Origin of the sequence: Mycobacterium branderi, assembly GCF_010728725.1 — a bacterium.
GTDB classification, from domain to species: domain Bacteria; phylum Actinomycetota; class Actinomycetes; order Mycobacteriales; family Mycobacteriaceae; genus Mycobacterium; species Mycobacterium branderi.
The window spans coordinates 3,313,137-3,334,946 of sequence record NZ_AP022606.1; the positions used below are offsets into that span (position 1 = coordinate 3,313,137).

Consider the following 21,810-nt stretch of genomic DNA (forward strand, 5'->3'; position numbering starts at 1 on the left):
TGCCAGCCGCGCCGCGGGGCGGGTCCCCGACTGGGCACCGTTGCCAGTGCAGTACGTCGATTACACACTCTGGCAACGCGCCCAGTTCGGTGACCTCGATGACAGTGGTAGCCCAATCGCCGCGCAATTGGCCTACTGGGAGGATGCGCTCGCCGACATGGCTGAGCGCCTTGACCTTCCGACCGATCGGCCCTACCCGCCGGTCGCTGATCACCGCGGCGCGAGCCTGGTGGTCGACTGGCCGGTCGAGTTGCAGCAGCGGGTGGCCCAGGTGGCCCGTGAGCACAACGCGACCAGTTTCATGGTGATCCAGGCGGCGCTGGCAGTCTTGCTGTCCAAGCTCAGTTCCAGTTCCGATGTGGCCGTGGGGTTCCCGATCGCAGGCCGCCGCGACCCGGCACTCGACGAACTGGTCGGGTTTTTCGTCAACACCTTGGTATTGCGAGTCGACCTTGCCGGGGACCCAACCTTTGCCGAGCTGCTGGCCCAGGTGCGGCGGCGCAGCCTGGCCGCCTATGAGCACCAGGACGTGCCGTTCGAGGTGCTGGTCGAGCGACTCAACCCGACCCGCAGCCTGACCCATCACCCGCTGGTGCAGGTGGTGTTGGACTGGCAGAACCTTCCCGGGCGCGGCACCAACTCCGCCGCCGGCTTGGCTTTGGGGGACCTGCAGGTCACGCCGATGTCCATCGAGACCCGCACCGCCCGCATAGATTTGGCGTTCCACTTGACCGAACGCTGGAACGAGTCCGGTGACCCCGCCGGCATTGGCGGCGACGTGGAGTTTCGCACCGACGTCTTCGACGCGGCCACCATCCGTTCGCTGACCGAGCGGCTGGAGCGGGTGTTGGTGGCGATGACAGCCGATCCCGTCCGGCGGTGGTCGTCGGTGGATGTGCTCGACGAGCGTGAACATGCCCTGTTGGATGAGGTCGGCAATCGGCAGGTATTGACCAAACCGGTGACCGGGTCCGGGTCGATTCCGGTGTTGTTCGCCGCGCAGGTGGCCCGCACCCCGGATGCGGTGGCGATCAGCTGCCAAGGCCGCTCGTTGACGTACCGCGAGCTCGACGAGGCCGCGAACCGGTTGGCGCACCTGCTGGTCCGACACGGTGCGAGGCCGGGACGGTGTGTGGCGCTGCTGTTTTCGCGGTCAACCGAAGCGATTGTGGCGGTACTGGCGGTGCTCAAGGCCGGGGCGGCCTATCTGCCGATCGACCCGGCGCTGCCCGCGGCCCGCATCAAGTTCATGCTCGACGACGCCGCCCCCGTCGCCGCGATCACCACCACGGACCTGGCCGCGCGGTTACACCGGCACGACCTGCCGGTCATAGATGTCGATGACCCCGCCGCAAAGAGCCAACCGGACACGGCACTGCCCAGCGCCGGCCCAGGTGACATCGCTTACCTGATCTATACCTCCGGCACCACCGGGGTGCCCAAAGGCGTTGCCGTTACCCATCGTAACGTCACCCAGCTGATGGAGTCCCTGGATGCGGGTCTGCCCGTGATGGGAACGTGGGCACAGTCGCATTCCTTGGCGTTCGACGTGTCGGTGTGGGAAATTTTCGGCGCGCTGTTACGCGGCGGGCGGCTCGTGGTGGTGCCCGAAGCGGTGGTCCGCTCACCGGAGCACTTCCACGACGTTCTTGTCGCCGAACAGGTCACGGTGCTCACCCAGACACCATCTGGGATAGGGGTGTTGGCGCCGGCGGGGTTGGAGTCGACGGCATTGGTGCTGGCCGGGGAGGCCTGTCCGGCCGAGGTGGTTGATCGGTGGGCGCCGGGGCGGCTGATGGTCGACGCCTACGGCCCGACCGAGACCACGATGTGCGTGGCGATCAGCGCGCCGCTGAGGCCGGGGTCGGGATCGCCGCCGATCGGGTCGCCGGTGGCGGGGGCGGCGTTGTTCGTGCTCGACGCCGGGTTGCGTCCGGTGCCGCCCGGGGTGGTCGGCGAGTTGTACGTGGCCGGCACCGGGGTTGCCCTCGGTTACGTGGGACGCGTGGAGTTGACGGCGTCGCGGTTTGTGGCATGCCCATTCGGCGGGTCCGGGACACGGATGTATCGCACCGGGGATTTGGTGCGCTGGCGGCCCGACGGACAGCTGGACTATCTGGGGCGCGCCGACGAGCAGGTCAAGATCCGCGGGTATCGCATCGAACTCGGCGAAATCCAAGCCACCCTAAGCTCATTGGACGGGGTGCAGCAGGCAGCGGTGATCGCCCGCCAAGACCGCCCCGGCGACAAACGCCTCGTCGGCTACATCACCGGCACCGCCGACCCGACCGAGATACGCGACCAGTTGGCCGAGCGGCTTCCGGAGTACATGGTCCCGGCCGCGGTAGTGGTGTTGGAGGCATTGCCGCTGACCCCCAACGGCAAACTGGACGTCCGCGCCCTGCCGGCACCCGAACACACCCCGGGTGGATATCGTGCTCCCACCAACCCCGTCGAGGAAATCGTGGCGGGCATCTACGCGCAAGTGTTCGGACTCGAACGCGTCGGGGCCGACGAGTCGTTTACCGACCTCGGCGGAGATTCACTATCGGCGATGCGGGTGGTCGCCGCGATCAACACCAGCCTGGGTGCTGATCTTTCGGTGCGCAACGTGTTCGAGGCGCCGACGGTGGCCCAGCTGGCATCTCGTATCGGCGCGAGTGCGGACCGGGTCGAACCATTGCGGCCGATGGAGCGGCCCGCGGTGGTGCCGTTGTCGTTTGCCCAGCAGCGGCTGTGGTTCATCGACCAGTTGCAAGGTCCCTCACCGGTTTACAACATCGCGGTGGCATTGCGGTTAAGTGGACCCCTCGACGCCGATGCCCTGCATGCGGCGCTGGCCGACGTGGTGGGCCGCCATGAAACCCTTCGCACCTTGTTCGTCGCAGCCGAGGGCATCCCTGCACAGGTGGTGGTACCCGCAGCACAGAGTGATTTCGGGTGGGATGTTGTCGATGCCACCGGCTGGCCCGGCGACCAACTGGATGCGGCCATTGGCGCGGCCACGCGTCACACGTTCGACCTGTCAACGGATGTCCCTTTGTGGACAAGGCTTTTCAAGCAAAGCGCTGACGAGCACGTGTTGGTGGCCGTGGTGCACCACATTGCCGCCGACGGCTGGTCGATCGCACCGCTGGTGCGTGATCTCGGACTGGCCTATGCCACCCGGTGTGCGGGGCAAGCCCCGGACTGGGACCCGCTGGCGCTGCAGTACGCCGACTACACGCTGTGGCAGCGAGAGCAGCTTGGCGATCTCGACGATCCCGACAGCCCCATCGCCGCGCAACTCGCCTATTGGCAAGATGCCCTGGCCGGGATGCCTGAGCGCATTGAGCTTCCTACCGATCGGCCCTACCCACCGATCGCCGACCAGCGCGGCGCCAGCATCGCGGTCGACTGGCCAGCGGAACTGCAGCAGCAGGTGACCCGGATGGCGCGCCAACACAAGGCGACCAGCTTCATGGTCATGCAAGCCGCCCTGGCGGTCCTGCTGGCCAAGCTCAGCGCCAGTTCCGATGTGGCCGTGGGGTTTCCGATCGCCGGGCGGCGAGGCCCCGCGCTCGACGAACTGGTCGGATTTTTCGTCAACACCTTGGTGCTGCGCGTCGACCTTTCGGGTGACCCCACGGTGGCCGAGTTGCTGGCCCAGGTGCGTCGGCGCAGCCTGGCCGCCTACGAGCACCAAGAGGTGCCGGTCGAGGTGCTGGTCGAGCGGCTCAACCCGACCCGCAACCTGACCCATCACCCGTTGGTGCAGGTGTTGTTGGCCTGGCAGAACCTGCCCTGGCTGCATACCAACACCGCCGCCGAGCTGGCCTTGGGCGACCTGGACGTCACGCCGCTGCCGATCGAGACACAGTCTGCCCGCATGGATTTGGTGGTTTCACTGGCTGAACGGTGGAGCGCGGACGGCGAGCCGGCCGGGATCAGCGGGATGGTGGAATTTCGTACCGACGTGTTCGACACGGCCACCGTCGAGACGCTGATCGAGCGGCTGCGGCGGGTGCTGGCTGCGATGGCCGGGGACCCGGCGCGGTCGTTGTCGTCGATTGACGTGCTCGACGAGCCCGAACACGCCCGCGTGGATGAGTGGGGTCACCGGGCGGTGTTGACCACACCGACGACTGCGCCGGTGTCGGTTCCGGGGTTGTTCGCCACTCAGGTAGCGCAGACGCCGGATGCGGTGGCGCTGGTGTGCGGGGAGCGTTCGTGGACTTATCGCGAGCTCGATGAGGCGGCCAACCAGTTGGCGCATCTGCTGGCCGGCCACGGGGCCAGCCCGGGACAGTCTGTGGCGCTGCTGTTTTCGCGGTCGGCCGAGGCGGTCGTCGCGATCCTGGCGGTGCTCAAAACCGGGGCGGCTTATCTGCCGATCGACCCGGCACTGCCGGCGGGGCGAATCGCGTTCATGCTCGCCGATGCCGCGCCCGTCGTCGCGGTTACCAATGCGGATCTCCGATCGCGCCTCGACGGGTTTGAATTGCCGGTTGTCGATTTCGGCGACCCCCGCATCGAGGACCAGTCCGTAACAGCGTTGGTGCCGCCGGCGCCGGATGACATCGCCTACCTGATCTACACCTCGGGCACTACCGGTGTGCCCAAGGGCGTGGCACTCACCCACCGCAATGTCACCGGGCTGCTCGGATCGCTGGATGCTGTCCTGCCCGCGACGGAGGCATGGTCGCATAGTCATTCGCTGGCTTTCGACGTGTCGGTGTGGGAGATCTTCGGAGCGCTGTTGCGTGGTGGCCGGTTGGTGGTGGTACCGGAGTCGGTAGCCGGCTCACCCGAGGACTTCCACACCGTGTTGGTTGCCGAGCACGTTGGTGTGCTCACCGAAACACCCTCTGCGGTGAGCGTTTTGTCGCCTGACGGGCTGGAGTCGACGGCGTTGGTGGTGGCCGGGGAGGCGTGTCCGGTCGAGGTGGTGGATCGCTGGGCGCCGGGGCGGCTGATGGTCAATGCCTACGGCCCGACCGAGACCACGATGTGTGTGGCGATAAGCAGGCCGTTGAAGCCTGGGTCGGGGACGGTGCCGGTCGGATCGCCCGTACCGGGGACAGCCCTGTTCGTACTCGATTCCTGGTTGCGCCCCGTGCCGCCAGGTGTGATCGGCGAGTTGTATGTGGCCGGCACCGGGGTGGGGCTTGGGTATGTGCGCCGGGCGCCCTTGACGGCGTCGCGGTTTGTGGCCTGTCCCTTCGGTGGTACCGGGACACGGATGTATCGCACCGGCGATCTGGTGCGGTGGCGCCCCGACGGCCAACTGGATTATCTGGGCCGCGCCGATGACCAGGTGAAGATCCGCGGGTATCGCATCGAACTGGGCGAAATCCAAAGGGCTCTGGTCAGTTTGGACGAGGTGGAGCAGGCGGCGGTGATCGCGCGTGAAGACCGTCCCGGTGACAAGCGCCTGGTCGGTTATGTCACCGGCATGGCCGACCCGGCCGAAATACGCGACAAGCTGGCCGAGCGGCTGCCGGCCTACATGATCCCGTCCGCGGTCGTGGTGTTGGACTCGTTGCCGCTTACGCCCAACGGCAAACTCGATACGCGCGCCCTGCCTGCTCCCGAATACACCACTGGCGGGTATCGGGCCCCAGCCACAGCTGTCGAGGAGATCCTCGCCGGCATCTATGCTCGAGTCCTCGGGCTGGAGCGTGTCGGCGTCGACGACTCCTTCTTCGACCTTGGCGGCGACAGCATTTCGGCGATGCGGGTGATCGCCGCGATCAATACGTCACTGGATGCCGGCCTGTCGGTGCGCGTCGTCTTCGAGGCGCCCACAGTTGCCCAATTGGCCCGGCGTATCGGCCTGAACGCGAGTCGGCTGCCACGGCTCACGGCGGTGGAGCGGCCGGCCGTCGTGCCGTTGTCGTTCGCGCAGAACCGGTTGTGGATCCTGGACCAATTGCAGGGCCCCTCACCGGCTTACAACATGGCGGCGGCGCTGCGGCTAAGCGGGCGACTCGATGTCGACGCGCTGGGTGCGGCGCTGGGCGATGTGGTGGGCCGCCATGAGAGCCTGCGCACACTGTTCGTGGCTGCCGACGGGATACCCCGGCAGGTGGTGGTGCCTGCCGAGCGCGCCGATTTCGGCTGGGAGATTGTCGATGCCGGCGGCTGGCCGGAAGGCCGGCTGGATGAGGCCGTCGGTGCGACGGCCCGCCATACGTTTGATCTGTCCGCCGAAATCCCATTGCGGGCAAGGCTTTTCCACCTCGCCGAAGACGACCATGTGCTGGTGATGGTGGTGCACCATATCGCCGCGGATGGTTGGTCGATCACGCCGCTCGTGCGCGATCTGGGTGTGGCCTATGCCAGTCGGTGCGCCGGGCAGCCCCCCGGGTGGGCCGAGTTGGCTGTGCAGTACGTCGATTACACGCTGTGGCAGCGCGCCCAGTTCGGCGAGTTTGACGATCCCGACAGCCCGATCGCCGCGCAGCTGGACTATTGGGAACGGGCGCTGGCGGGGATGCCCGAGCGGCTGCAGTTGCCGACCGATCGGCCTTATCCGTCAGTGGCCGATTATCGCGCCGCCAGTGTGGCGGTGGAGTGGCCGGCCGAGTTGCAGCAGCAGGTGGCGAGGGTGGCCCGCGCGCACAACGCGACCAGCTTCATGGTGATCCAGGCCGCGCTCGCAGTACTGCTGTCGGAGCTCAGCGCCAGTTCCGATGTGGCCGTGGGATTCCCGATCGCCGGACGTCGCGATCCGGCACTCGACGAGCTGGTGGGCTTTTTCGTCAACACCTTGGTACTGCGCCTGGATGTGGCGGGCGACCCCACTCTTGCCGAGTTGCTGGCGCAGGTGCGGGCGCGCAGCCTGGAGGCTTTCGAGCACCAGGACGTGCCGTTCGAGGTGTTGGTGGAGCGGCTCAACCCGGTGCGCAGCATGGCTCATCATCCGCTGGTGCAGGTGATGCTGGCCTGGCAGAACCTTCCCGGGCAGAACAACGCCGCAGCGGGAATGGCGTCGGATGATCTGCAGATCAGCCCGATCCCGGTGGACACTCACACCACCGCCGGTATGGACGTGGCGGTTGCCTTGGCGGAGCGTTTCACCGAGGCGGGTGAGCCTGCGGGGCTTGGTGGTGCGGTGGAGTTTCGCACCGATGTGTTCGATGCAGAGACGATCGAGGCGTTGATCGGGCGGTTGGAGCGGGTGTTGGTGGCGTTGGCCGTCGAGCCCGAGCGTCGGTTGTCGTCGATTGATGTGCTCGACGAGACGGAGCGCGTCCGGTTGGACGGCTGGGGTCACCGGGCGGCCTTGACCCGGCCCAGCGCTGCTGCGGTGTCGGTTGCGGGGTTGTTTGCCGTGCAGGTGGCTCGGATGCCGGATGCGGTGGCGGTTCGTTTCCGGGGCCGGTCGTTGACGTATCGCGAGTTGGATGAGGCGGCGAATCGGTTGGCGCACTTGCTGGTTGCTCAGGGTGCGGGGCCGGGGCGGTGTGTGGGGCTGTTGTTGTCGCGGTCGGCGGAGGCGATTGTGGCGATGTTGGCGGTGCTCAAGACCGGGGCGGCTTATCTGCCGATCGACTCGTCGCTGCCGGCGGCGCGTATCGAGTTCGTGCTCGATGATGCCGCGCCGGTGGCCGTGGTCACCACCGGCGAGCTGCGGGGGCGACTGGACGGGTTCGGTGTGGCGCTCGTCGATGTCGATGACCCCGGCATCGAGGCCCAGCCCGCCACTGCGTTGCCGGTGCCGCACCCGGATGAGGTTGCGTACTTGATTTACACGTCGGGCACTACCGGTGTGCCTAAGGGTGTTGCGGTGACGCATCGCGGTGTGACGCAGTTGTTGGGGTCGTTGGATGCGGGTCTGCCGGCGGCGGGGGTGTGGTCGCATAGTCATTCGTTGGCGTTTGACGTGTCGGTGTGGGAGATCTTCGGTGCGTTGTTGCGTGGTGGCCGGGTGGTGGTGATACCCGAGGAGGTGGCGCACTGTGCGGAAGACTTGCATGCGTTGCTGGTTGCCGAGCAGGTCAGCGTACTGACTCAAACCCCGTCGGCGGTGGGTGTTTTGACCCCGGAGGGGTTGGAGTCGGCGGCGTTGGTGGTGGCCGGGGAGGCGTGCCCGGTTGAGGTGGTGGATCGCTGGGCGCCGGGGCGGGTGATGCTCAACGCCTACGGGCCGACCGAGTCCACGATGTGTGTGGCGATCAGCGCCCCGTTGACAGCCGGTTCCGGGTCGCCGCCGATCGGGTCGCCGGTGGCGGGGGCGGCGTTGTTTGTGCTCGATGCGTGGTTGCGTCCGGTGCCGGCCGGGGTGGTCGGGGAGTTGTATATCGCCGGCGCCGGGGTTGCCCTCGGTTATGTGGGTCGGGCGCCGTTGACGGCGTCGCGGTTTGTGGCCTGCCCGTTCGGGACTCCCGGGATGCGGATGTATCGCAGCGGGGATGTGGTGCGCTGGCGCCCTGATGGGCAGCTGGAGTATCTGGGGCGCGCCGATGAGCAGGTCAAGATCCGCGGGTATCGCATCGAACTCGGTGAAATCCAAGCAGCCTTAAGCGCACTCGATGGGGTGGAGCAGGCGGTGGCGATCGCCCGCGAGGATCGCCCCGGCGACAAACGCCTGATCGGCTATGTCACCGGCCACGCCGACCCGGCGCAGATCCGCCAGAAGCTCGGTGAGCGGCTGCCGGCCTACATGGTGCCGGCCGCGGTGGTGGCCCTCGACGCGTTGCCGTTGACGCCCAACGGCAAACTTGACATTCGCGCCTTGCCCGCACCGGACTACACCGCTGGCCACTATCGGGCCCCGGGCAACGCGGTCGAGGAAGTGTTGGCCGGCATCTACGCCCAGGTGCTCGGTATGAAGCGGGTCGGGGTCGACGAGTCGTTCTTCGATCTGGGCGGCGACAGCATCTCGGCGATGCAGGTGGTCGCGCGCGCCCGGGCGGCGGGTCTGCTGTGTCGGCCCCGCGATGTGTTCGTCGAGCAGAGTGTGGCCCGGCTGGCCCGGGTGGTCAGCAGCGCCGGTGAGACCGGCCCGGCCGACGAGGGCCTGGGCCAGGTGGTGGCCACCCCGATTATGCGCTGGCTGCACAGCATTGACGGCGCGATAGATCAGTTCAACCAGACCGTTCTGCTACAAGCCCCCCACGGCGTCACCGAGGCCGACGTGGTGGTGCTGGTGCAGGCGCTGCTGGATCGCCACGGCATGCTGCGGGCCCGGCTCAACCCCGACGGGCAGTCGTTGACCGTGCCCCAGGCCGGCACGATCGATGCCCGCGACCGCCTGCACACCGTCGACCAACTCTCCACCGAGGCGCTCATCGCGGCGCGCTCGCGGCTCAACCCCACCGACGGCACCATGCTCAACGCGCTCTGGGCGCCCGACAGCCGCCAACTGGTGCTGACCATCCACCACCTAGCCATCGACGCCGTGTCCTGGCGCATCCTGCTCGAAGACCTCAACACCGCCTGGACCCAACACCACAACCAACAACCCGCGACATTACCGGCGACCGGGACGTCGTTCGCGCGCTGGGCGGCGCTGCTGGAGCAGCACGCACATCACCCGAAGGTCATGAGCCAAGCCGACACCTGGCGGCAGATCGCGGCAACCCCGGCCACCCTCCCGGCGGTGCAGCCGGCGGTGGATACATTTGCCACTGCGGGCCAGCTGTCCGTGTCGCTGGACGCCGAGACCACCCGGATGCTGCTTGGCGAAATACCGACGGCGTTTCATGCTGGGATGCACGAAATCCTTTTGATCGCCTTCGCTTTGGCGCTGACGGAGTTTGTGGGCGACCCCGCCGCGCCGATCGCCATCGACGTGGAGGGCCACGGCCGCCACGAGGAACTGGCCCCCGACGTGGACCTGTCACGCACGGTGGGGTGGTTCACGACTAAACACCCGGTGTCGCTGGCCGTCGGCGGGTTGAAGTGGGCGCAGGTGACGGCCGGCGAGGCCGCGCTGGGGCCGGTGATCAAGGACGCCAAGGAGCAACTGCGGGCCCTGCCCGACGATCTGACGTACGGGCTGCTGCGGTATTCGAACCCCGATGTTGAGCTCCCCGAATCGGATCCGGTGATCGGGTTCAACTATTTGGGGCGGCTCGGCGCCCCCGCAACCGGCGCCGACACTGACGCATGGCGAATCAGCGGGGAAGGCACGTCGGTCATCGGCGCGGCCACGGCGATCCCCATGGCGTTGCCACATACCGTCGAGCTCAGCGCCGGCACCGTCGACACCGACACCGGCCCGCGACTGCATGCCAACTGGACCTGGGCGCCCTCCGCACTCGATGAAGCCCAGGTAAACCGGTTGAGCCAGTTGTGGTTTGAAGCCTTGGCCGGCATCCGGACCCACGTCAAACACGGCGGCGGGGGATTGACCCCCTCCGATATCGCGCCGGCCCGGTTGAGCCAGCAGCAGATTGACGAGCTGCAGCGGCAATACGAGATCGCCGACGTCTTGCCGCTGACCCCGTTACAGCGGGGCCTGTGCTTCCATGCCACCGCTCAAACCGGCGACGACGACGTGTATGCGGTGCAGCTGAATATCGCGTTGAGCGGTCGGCTCGATAGCCACCAGCTGCGCCATGCCGTGGATACCGTGGTGCACCGGCATCCAAATCTGTTGGCGCGCTTCTGCGATCAGTTCGACGAGCCGGTGCAGATCATTCCCGCCGACCCGGCCGTGCCCTGGCGTTACGTCGAGATCGACGGCGACAACCCCCAAGAGATCCAGCGCTTGTGCGCCGCCGAACGCGAGGCGGTTTGTCACCTCACCGACCAGCCGGCCTTCCGGGCGGCGCTGATTCGCACCGCACCTGACCGGCACCGGTTGGTGCTGACCAATCACCACATCGTGCTCGACGGCTGGTCACTGCCGATCCTGCTGGGCGAAATATTCGCCAGCTTCAGCGGACAGCGACTGCCCGCGGCCGCGTCGTATCGCAGGTTTGTGGACTGGCTGGCAGGTCGTGACCTCGACGCCGCCCGCACCGCCTGGCGCGAGGTACTCGCAGGCTTCGACACCCCCACACTGGTGGGCCCGGCACAGACGCTGGGGCAGGGCCACCGAGGCGTCAAGTCCTCGCAGCTGTCCGAGCAGACGATGCGGGCGCTCACCGACCTGGCGCGGACGCATCACACCACCGTCAGCACCGTCTTGCAGGGTGCCTGGGCGCAGCTGCTCTGCTGGCTGACCGGGCAGCGTGATGTCGCCTTCGGTGTCGCGGTTTCGGGTCGACCCCCAGACGTCGTCGGCGCGGACTCGATGGTGGGCCTGTTGATCAACACCGTGCCCGCCCGCGCCAACATCACCACGACAACGACCACCGCAGATCTGCTCGAGCAGCTGCAAACCGAGCACAACAACACACTTGAGCATCAGCACTTGGCGCTCAACGAGATTCACCGGATCAGCGGACACGACCAGCTGTTCGACACACTGTTCGCCTACGAAAACTACCCTGTGGATACTGCCGCGTCGACCGGCGACCACCAGGTGGCCGTCACCGACTTGTCGGTATGGGAATCCACGCACTACCCGCTGACGCTGGTGGCCATGCCGGGCCAGGAACTGGGCCTCCGCATCGAATACGACGCCGACGTGTTTGACGAACGCAGCATCGAGGCGCTGATCGCGCGGTTGGAGCGGGTGTTGGTGGCAATGACCGTCGAGCCCACGCGGCGGCTGTCGTCGATCGATCTGCTCGACGAGGCTGAGCACGCCCGCCTCGACGAGATCGGTCACCGGGCGGAATTGAGCCGGCCGCCGAGCACACCGACGTCGGTTCCGGCGTTGTTCGCCGCGCAGGTGGCATGTACCCCGGATGCCGTGGCGATCAGCTGCCAGGGCCGCTCACTGACCTACCGCCAGCTCGACGAGGCCGCCAACCGGTTGGCGCACCTGCTGGCTGGCCACGGTGCCGCCCCGGGACAGTCTGTGGCACTGCTGTTTTCGCGATCGGCCGAGGCAATCGTGGCGATCCTGGCAGTGCTCAAAACCGGAGCTGCCTACCTGCCGATCGACCCGTCGCTGCCGGCGACCCGCATCGGGTTCATGCTCGACGACGCCGCACCGGTCGCCGCCGTCACCACGGCGGACCTACGACCGCGGCTCGACGAGTTCGACGTGCCCGCTTTCGATGTCGATGACTCCCGCATCAAGGCCCAGCCCGCCACAGCGTTGCCGCCACCGTCCCCCGACGACATCGCCCACATCATCTACACCTCGGGCACCACCGGCGTGCCCAAGGGCGTCGCGATCGCCCACCACAGCGTCGCCCGGTTGCTGCACTCACTGGATGCGGGGCTGCCCGCCGAAGGCGTGTGGACGCAGTGGCATTCCTATGCCTTCGACGTGTCGGTGTGGGAGATCTGGGGTGCCCTGCTACACGGCGGGCGGCTGGTGGTAGTGCCCGACTCGGTGGCCCGCTCCCCGAAAGACTTCCACGACCTACTGGCCGCCGAACACGTGACCGTGTTTACCCAGACCCCCTCGGCGGCAAGTGTTTTGGCGCCCGATGGTTTGGAGTCGACGGCGTTGGTGGTAGCCGGAGAGGCGTGCCCGGCCGAGCTGGTGGATCGGTGGGCGCCCGGTCGGGTGATGATCAACGGCTACGGCCCGACCGAGACGACGGTGTACGCGACGTTCAGTGCGCCGCTGAAGCCGGAATCGGGAACGGTGCCGATCGGGGCGCCGGTGCCGGGGGCGGCGTTGTTTGTCCTTGATGGGTGGTTGCGCCCGGTGTCCGCCGGTGTGGTCGGCGAGCTGTATGTGGCCGGCACCGGGGTGGGAATCGGGTATGTGCGTCGGACGGGTTTGACGGCATCGCGGTTTGTGGCGTGCCCGTTCGGGCCCTCGGGGCAGCGGATGTATCGCACCGGAGATCTGGTGCGCTGGCGCGCCGACGGTCAACTGGATTACCTGGGCCGCGCTGATGACCAAGTAAAGATCCGCGGGTACCGCATCGAACTCGGCGAAATCCAGTCGGCACTAAGCAGTTTGGATGGCGTGCAGCAGGCGGTGGTGATTGCCCGCGAGGACCGTCCCGGCGACAAGCGCCTCGTCGGTTACATCACCGGCGGCGCCGATCCGGCCGAGATCCGCCAGCAGCTCGGTGAGCGGCTGCCGGCCTACATGGTTCCGTCTGCGGTGGTGGTGTTGGATTCGTTGCCGCTCACCCCGAACGGCAAGCTCGACAAACGGTCCTTGCCGGCACCGGAATTCGCCCTTGTTGGCTATCGGGCTCCGGCTACCGCGATCGAGGAGATCCTGGCCGGCACCTACGCTCAAGTGCTCGGACGGGAGCGGGTCGGCGTTGACGACTCGTTCTTCGATCTGGGTGGGGATTCGCTGTCGGCGATGCGCCTGGTCGCGGCGATCAACACCAGCCTGGATGCGGGCGTTGCGGTCCGCACCGTGTTCGAGGCGCCCACGGTGGCCCAGTTGGCAGCCCGTATCGGTGAGGCTGCGGGTCGGCTCGAGCCGTTGCGGCCGGTGGAACGGCCGACGGTGGTGCCGTTGTCGTTTGCCCAGCAGCGACTGTGGGTGCTCGACCAATTGCAGGGTCCTTCACCGGTTTACAACATCTCGGCGGCGTTGCGGTTAAGTGGCCGGCTCGATGCCGACGCGCTGGGTGACGCACTCGCCGATGTGGTGGACCGTCATGAAAGTCTGCGCACACTCTTCGTGGCTCCCGACGGGATACCCCGGCAGGTGGTGGTGCCTTCCGAGCGCGCCGATTTCGGCTGGGAGATCGTCGACGCGACCGCCTGGCCGAAAGACCGCTTGGGTGAGGCGATCAGCGAGACGGCGCACTACACATTCGATCTGGACACCGAGATCCCTTTGCGGGCGAGACTATTCCGAATCAATGACGACGAGCATGTGCTGGTGGCGGTGGTCCACCATATCGCCGCCGATGGTTGGTCGATCATGCCGCTAGTGCGCGATCTGGGTGTGGCCTATGCCAGCCGCTGCGCCGGGCAGCCCCCCGGGTGGGCCGAGTTGCCTGTGCAGTATGTCGATTACACGCTGTGGCAGCGCGCCCAGTTGGGCGACCTCGACGACGCCGACAGCCCGATCGCCGCGCAGCTGGCCTACTGGGAGCACGCGTTGGCAGGGATGCCCGAGCGGCTGCAGTTGCCGACGGATCGACCCTATCCGCCGGTTGCCGATCAGCGCGGAGCCAGTGTGGCGGTGGATTGGCCCGCCGAGTTGCAGCAGCGGGTGGATGCGGTGGCCCGTGAGCACAATGCCACCAGTTTCATGGTGATCCAGGCGGCGCTGGCAGTCTTGCTGGGCAAGCTCAGCGCCAGTTCCGATGTGGCCGTGGGGTTTCCGATCGCCGGGCGGCGCGACCCGGCACTCGACGATCTCGTCGGGTTTTTCGTCAACACCTTGGTGTTGCGGATCGACCTGAGCGGGGATCTGGCCTTTGCCGAGTTGCTGGCGCAGGTGCGGGCGCGCAGCCTGGCCGCCTACGAGCACCAGGACGTGCCCTTCGAAATATTGGTGGAGCGGCTGAACCCTGTCCGCAGCATGGCTCATCACCCCTTGGTGCAGGTGGTGTTGGCCTGGCAGAACAACCAGCCTGCGACCCTGGCGTTGGGTGACGTGCAGGTGGCGCCGATGCCGGTCCAGACTCAATCGGCGCGGATGGACCTGACGTTCTCGTTGGGCGAACGCTGGACCGAGGCCGGGGAACCCGTCGGGATCGGCGGCGCGGTGGAGTTCCGCACCGATGTGTTCGACACCGACACTGTCGAGACGTTGATCGAGCAATTGCGGCGGGTATTGGTGGCGATGACTGCCGAACCGACGCGGCGGCTGTCGTCGGTCGATCTGCTCGACGAGACTGAGCGTGCCCGGTTGGACGGCTGGGGTCATCGGGCGGCGTTGACCGCGGCAGCGCCTGCGTCGGTGTCGGTTCCCGCGTTGTTCGCCGCGCAGGTGGCATGTACCCCGGATGCCGTGGCGATCAGCTGCCAGGGCCGCTCGCTGACCTACCGCGAGCTCGACGAGGCCGCCATCCGGTTGGCGCACCTGCTGGCCGGGCAGGGCGTGGGCCCGGGACAGTGTGTGGCGCTGCTGTTTTCGCGGTCGGCCGAGGCGATCGTGGCGATGTTGGCGGTGCTCAAGGCCGGGGCGGCTTATCTGCCGATCGACCCGTCGCTCCCGGCGGCCCGCATCAGCTTCATGCTCGACGATGCCGCGCCCATCGCCGCCGTCACCACCGCCGAGCTGGCCGGGCGGCTGGAGGGCCGCGACGTGGCGCTCACCACTGTCGACGACCCCCGTATCCGGACCCAGCCCACCACCCCGCTGCCGATGCCGGCCCCCGATGATGTCGCTTACCTGATCTACACCTCGGGCACCACCGGCACACCCAAGGGGGTGGCGGTTACCCACCACAACATCACCCAGCTGATGGGCTCTCTGGATACCCAGCTGCCCGTAGAGGCATGGGCGCAATGCCATTCGTATGCCTTCGACGCCTCAGTCGAAGAGATCTGGGGTGCGCTCTTGCACGGCGGGCGGCTGGTGGTGGTGCCCGAGGAGGTGGCGCACTCACCGGAAGACTTCCAGGCATTGCTCGCTGCCGAACAGGTCAGTGTGCTCACTCAAACCCCATCGGCAGTAAATGTTTTGGAGCCTGAGAGGTTGGAGTCGGCGGCGTTGGTGGTGGTTGGCGAGGCGTGCCCGGCCGAGGTGGTGGATCGCTGGGCGGCCGGTCGGGTGATGCTCAACGCCTACGGCCCGACGGAGACCACAGTATGTGCGTCCAGAAGTATGCCGCTGAAGCCGGGATCGGGTATGCCGCCGATTGGGTCACCGGTGGCGGGGGCGGCATTGTTCGTGCTCGACGCCTGGCTGCGTCCGACACCTGCTGGGGTGGTCGGGGAGTTGTATGTGGCCGGCACCGGGGTTGCCCTCGGTTATGTGGGCCGGGCGGGGTTGACAGCGTCGCGGTTTGTGGCCTGCCCGTTCGGTGGGTCCGGGATGCGGATGTATCGCACCGGGGATCTGGTGCGTTGGCGCGGCGACGGGCAGCTGGACTATCTGGGCCGCGCCGATGACCAGGTCAAGATCCGCGGGTATCGCGTCGAACTCGGCGAAATCCAAGCCACTCTAGGCTCATTGGACGGTGTGCAGCAGGCAGCGGTGATCGCCCGCGAGGACCGTCCCGGCGACCAGCGCCTGGTCGGTTATATCACCGGCAGCGCAGACGCCACCGAAGCGCGCATCCAACTCGGTGAGCGGCTGCCGGCCTATATGGTGCCGGCGGCGGTGGTGGCACTCGACGCATTGCCGTTGACGCCCAATGGCAAGCTTGACACCCGGGCGTTGCCGGCACCGGACTACTCCGCCGGTGAATATCGCGCCCCGAGCAGTGCGGTCGAGGAGATGCTGGCCGGCATCTACGCGCAAGTGCTCGGATTGGAGCGGGTCGGGGTCGACGAGTCGTTCTTCGACCTGGGCGGCGACAGCATTCTGGCCATGCAGGTAGTCGCGCGCGCCCGTGCGGCGGGTCTGCTGTGTCGGCCGCGCGATGTGTTTGTCGAGCAGAGTGTGGCCCGGCTGGCGCAGGTGGTCCGGATAGGCGACGCTGCGGACGACGTAGTCGATGAGGGCCTCGGCCAGGTGGTGGCCACCCCAATCATGCGGTGGCTGCACAACATTGACGGCGCGGTGGATCAGTTCAACCAGACCGTTCTGCTACAGGCCCCCGCGGCAGTTACCGAGGCCGATGTGGTGGTGCTGCTGCAGGCGCTGCTGGATCGCCATGCCATGCTGCGGTCCCGGCTCAACGCCGACGGTTGGTCGTTGACCGTGCCCGAGATCGGCTCGGTCGATGCCCGCGATTGCCTGCAGACCATCGACGCGCTCTCCAACGAGGCGCTGATCGCGGCGCGGTCGCGGCTCAATCCGGCCGCGGGGGTGATGCTTCGCGCGCTATGGGTGGCCGAGAGCCGGCAGCTGGTGCTGATCGTTCACCACCTGGCCATCGACGCGGTGTCCTGGCGGATTGTGGTGGAAGACCTCAACATTGCCTGGGCCCAGCATCACAGCGGCCAGCCGGTGGTGTTGGCGGCGACCGGAACGTCGTTCGCTCGCTGGGCCTCGCTGCTTCAGCAGCACGCACGCCACCCGCAAGTAGTGGATCAGGCCGACACCTGGCGACAGGTGGCGGCAACCCCGGCTCTGCTGCCGGCTCCGTCGCACGATACCTATGAAAGCGCCGGGCACCTATCGGTATTGCTGGACGCGGAGACCACCGGGACATTGCTCGATGAGGTCCCTGCGGCGTTTCATGCCGGGCCGCAGGAGATTTTGTTGATCGGGCTTGCCTTGGCGGTGACAGAATTTGCGGGCAACGGCAGCGCGCCGATTTCCATCGACGTCGAGGGCCACGGCCGCCACGAGGAGCTGGCCCCCGATGTGGACCTGTCCCGCACGGTGGGCTGGTTCACCACCAAATACCCAGTGGCGGTGACGGTCGCCGGGCTGAACTGGGCGCAAGTCGCGGCCGGTGAGGCCGCACTGGGTGGATTGGTCAAGGCCGTCAAGGAGCAGCTTCGCGCACTGCCCCACCCCATCACCTACGGGCTGCTGCGCTATCTGAATGCCGACGTGGATCTCGTCGGCTCGGATCCGCCAATCGGATTCAACTATCTGGGGCGCATGGTCGCCTCGACCCCCGAGGCGCCCGCCGATCTGTGGCGGCTGTGCGAAGGCGGCGTCCCGGTCGCCGGCGCCGCCGCCGCAACGCCGATGACTTTGGCACATACGTTGGAACTCAACGCCGCCGCCGCCGAAACCGACACTGGCGCACAGCTGTACGCCGATTGGACCTGGGCGTCGTCGGTTCTCGATGAAGCACAGGTAAATCGGTTGAGCCGGTTGTGGTTTGAAGCCCTGGCCGGCATTTGTGCCCATGTGCGAGCCGGTGGCGGCGGGCTGACGCCCTCCGATATCACTCCCGCCCGGCTGGACCAAGAGCAGATCGACGAACTGCAGCGGCAATACGAGCTCGCCGACATCTTGCCGCTGACCCCGCTTCAGCAAGGGATGCTCTTCCACGCCAACACCGCGGAGCACAGCGACGACGACGTGTATGCGGTGCAGCTGCAGATCACCTTGACCGGTGCCCTGGATCCGGATCGCCTGAGCAATGCCTTGCGCACAGTGGTCAACAGGCATCCAAACCTGGTGGCGCGCTTCTGCGACCGGTTCGACGAGCCGGTGCAGATCATCCCCACCGAACCGGTGGCGCCCTGGCGGTATATCGAGCTCGGCGGCGACAACCCCACCGAGATCCAGCGGCTGTGCGCCGCCGAGCGGGCCGCGGTGCGCCAGCCCACCGACCAGCCGGCCTTCCGAGCGGCGCTGATCCGCACTGCACCGAATCGGTACCGGTTGGTGCTGACCAATCATCACATCGTGCTCGACGGCTGGTCGCTGCCGATCCTGCTGCGGGACATCTTCGCGGGGTACAGCGGACAGCCGCTACCCGCGGCCGCGCCCTATCGCCGGTTTGTGAGCTGGCTGGCCGACCGTGACTTCGACGCCGCCCGCGCCGCCTGGAGCGAGGTACTCGCCGGCTTCGACACCCCGACCCTGGTAGCGCCGGCGCGCCGGATTACGTTGGGGCAGCGAAGCATTCGATCGTTCCGGGTCCCCGAGGCGACGACGGGCGCGCTCACCGACCTCGCCCGCTCGGGCCACACCACCGTCAACACCGTGCTGCAGGCCGCCTTCGCGCAGCTGTTGACAGCACTGACCGGCCACCACGACGTCGCCTTCGGCACCACGGTCTCGGGCCGGCCCGCCGAGGTGGTCGGCGCGGACTCGATGGTGGGCCTGTTGATCAACACCGTGCCGGTGCGGGCCAACATCACGGCGACGACAACCACCGCAGATCTGCTCGACCAGTTGCAGACCGAGCACAACAACACACTGGAGCATCAATACCTGGCGCTGGGCGAGATTCACCGGCTCACCGGCCAGGAGCAGCTGTTCGATACCCTGTTCGTCTACGAGAACTACCCGATCGACACCGGCGTGCCGCTGGGCGGCCACCAGGACCTGACCATCACCGACTTCACTGTGCGGGAATCCACCCACTACCCGCTGACGGTGCAAGCGCTGCCTGGCCCACAACTGGGTTTCCGCGTCGAATACGACACCGATGTGTTCGACGAGGACGGCATCGACGCGCTCATCGAACGGTTCGAGACGGTGTTAGAAGCGATGACCACCGAGCCCACGCGGCCGCTGTCGTCGATCGACCTGCTCGACGAGCCCGAGCACGCCCGCCTCGACAAGTTCGGCAACCGGGCGATGCTGACCCGGCCGTCGGCAGCGCCTGCACCGGTGTCGATTCCGGCGTTGTTCGCCGCGCAAGCGGCCCGCACCCCGGACGCCGTCGCGGTCAGCTGTGCAGGTCGCTCACTGACCTACCGTGAACTGGACGAGGCCGCCAACCGGGTTGCGCACATGCTGGCCGACCACGGCGCGGGCCCGGGACAGTCTGTGGCACTGCTGTTTTCCCGGTCGGTCGAGGCGATCACGGCGATCATCGCGGTGCTCAAAACCGGAGCGGCGTATCTGCCGATCGACCCGGCGCTGCCGGGGACGCGGGTAGCTTTCATGCTCGCCGATGCCGCGCCGATCGCCGCGATCACCACCACCGAACTGGCAGACCGTCTGGAAGGCCATGACTTGCCGGTCGTCGACGTCGACGACCCTGAAATCTCGGCCTATCCCGGCACGGCCTTGCCTGCGCCCGGGCCCGGCGACCTCGCCCACCTGATTTACACGTCGGGCACCACCGGTGTGCCCAAAGGTGTGGCGGTCACCCACCACAACGTCATCCAGCTGTTCGACTCGCTGGACGTCGGCATCGAACTGGGACCACGGCAGGTGTGGACGCAGAGCCACTCATACGCCTTCGACTTCTCGGTGTGGGAGATCTGGGGCGCGCTGCTGCACGGCGGGCGGCTGGTGGTCGTGCCCGAGTCGGTGGCCCGCACCCCGCAAGCCTTCCACGACCTGCTGACCACGGAACACGTCAGCGTTCTCACCCAGACCCCCTCGGCTGTAGGTGTTTTGGCGCCGGAAGGGTTGGAGTCGACGGCGCTGGTGATCGGCGCTGAGGCCTGCCCGGCCGATCTCGTGGATCGGTGGGCGCCCGGACGGGTGATGGTCAACGTCTACGGCCCCACCGAGACCACAATGTGGGCGTCCAAGAGCGCGCCGCTGACGCCGGCATCCGGTGCGCCGCCGATCGGTTCGCCGGTGCCGGGTGCGGCGTTCTTCGTGCTCGACGGCTGGTTGCGTCCGGTGCCGACCGGTGTCGTCGGCGAGTTGTATCTGGCGGGCCGCGGCGTGGGCTGCGGGTACTGGCACCGGTCCGGGTTGACCGCGTCGCGGTATGTGGCGTGCCCGTTTGGGGCTCCCGGGCAGAGGATGTATCGCACCGGGGATCTGGTGCGCTGGCGTCCCGACGGCCAACTGGACTATCTGGGCCGCGCCGACGAGCAGGTCAAGATCCGCGGGTATCGCATCGAACTCGGCGAAATCCAATCGGCGCTAAGCGGTTTGGACGGGGTCGAGCAGGCCGCGGTGATCGCACGAGAGGACCGCCCCGGCGACAAACGCCTCGTCGGCTACGTCACCGGCACAGCAGACCCGGCCCAGATCCGCGAGAAGCTGGCCGAGCGGCTGCCGGGCTACATGGTCCCGGCCGCAGTGGTGGCCCTTGACGCAATGCCGTTGACGCCCAACGGAAAACTCGACACCCGCGCGCTGCCCGCCCCTGAGTACAGCGTTGGCCATTACAGTGCCCCGGCCACGGCTGTCGAGGAGACCCTGGCCGGCATCTACGCCCAAATACTCGGCGTCGAGCGCGTCGGCGTCGACGACTCGTTCTTCGACCTTGGCGGCGATAGCATTTCGGCGATGCGCCTGGTGGCCACCATCAAGGTCGCGCTGGCCGCCGATGTCGCGATACCCACCGTGTTCGAGGCGCCCACGGTACGAGGTTTGAGCCAGCGGATCCAAACAGATACGGCTTCGCTGCCCGACGTGCTTCCGGTCCAGACTCTGAAGAACGGCACCGGCGTCCCGCTGTTCTGCATTCATGCTGCCAGCGGTGTGAGCTGGCCCTACCAGGCCCTCGGCGCTCACCTGGACTGCCCGATCATCGGCCTGCAACAGACCCTGCAGGGCGAAGAAGACGAACCCCGGTCAATTCGCGAAATGGCCGAAAACTATGCCGACCGAATCCAGAACATCTATCCGAGCGGGCCTTACAAGCTTCTCGGCTGGTCGTTCGGCGGCGTCGTCGCCCACGAAGTCGCCGTCGAACTTCAGCGACGCGGGCGCGTCGTCGCCGGCCTTGTCCTCCTGGACGCTCAACCCGCCCTCGATAGCAGCATGCTTAGGCCAAATGCTCTGGCCGAGAAGGACATACTCGAAGAAGTCTTGCGGCTCTGTCGCATAGACGTTCCGGAGCAAGACGAGCCGCTGACGTACGAGCAGGCAGAAAAACTAGTAGGCGAGCGCGGTGCCGGAGAGCTTGGCCGATACCGCCAGGTTCTGGATTCGATCGTCCGACACACCAACGACAACGTGGCGCTGTATCAAGCACACCAGCCCGATGTATTCGAGGGCAACGTCGCCATATTTGCTGCCGCGCATCGGGGCTCGTATCTTCGGCGAAGCTGGCGGCCCTATGTGGCCGGCGGCCTCGCCGTGCACCCGACCGACTGCACGCATCAAGAAATGCTGACTGCGCAAGCGCTCAGCAAGTACGCCAACCAACTCGGACAAGTCGTCGCGCCCGT

General features: G+C 67.1%; 1 pseudogene (cut by a window edge). It reads left to right on the forward strand.

Annotated features, from left to right (window positions below):
• A pseudogene (locus G6N47_RS29710) lies at positions 1 to 21,802 on the forward strand (non-ribosomal peptide synthase/polyketide synthase) (its annotated part extends 14,316 nt beyond the left edge of the window); the annotation flags it as partial.
• Positions 21,803 to 21,810: the final 8 nt, after the last annotated feature.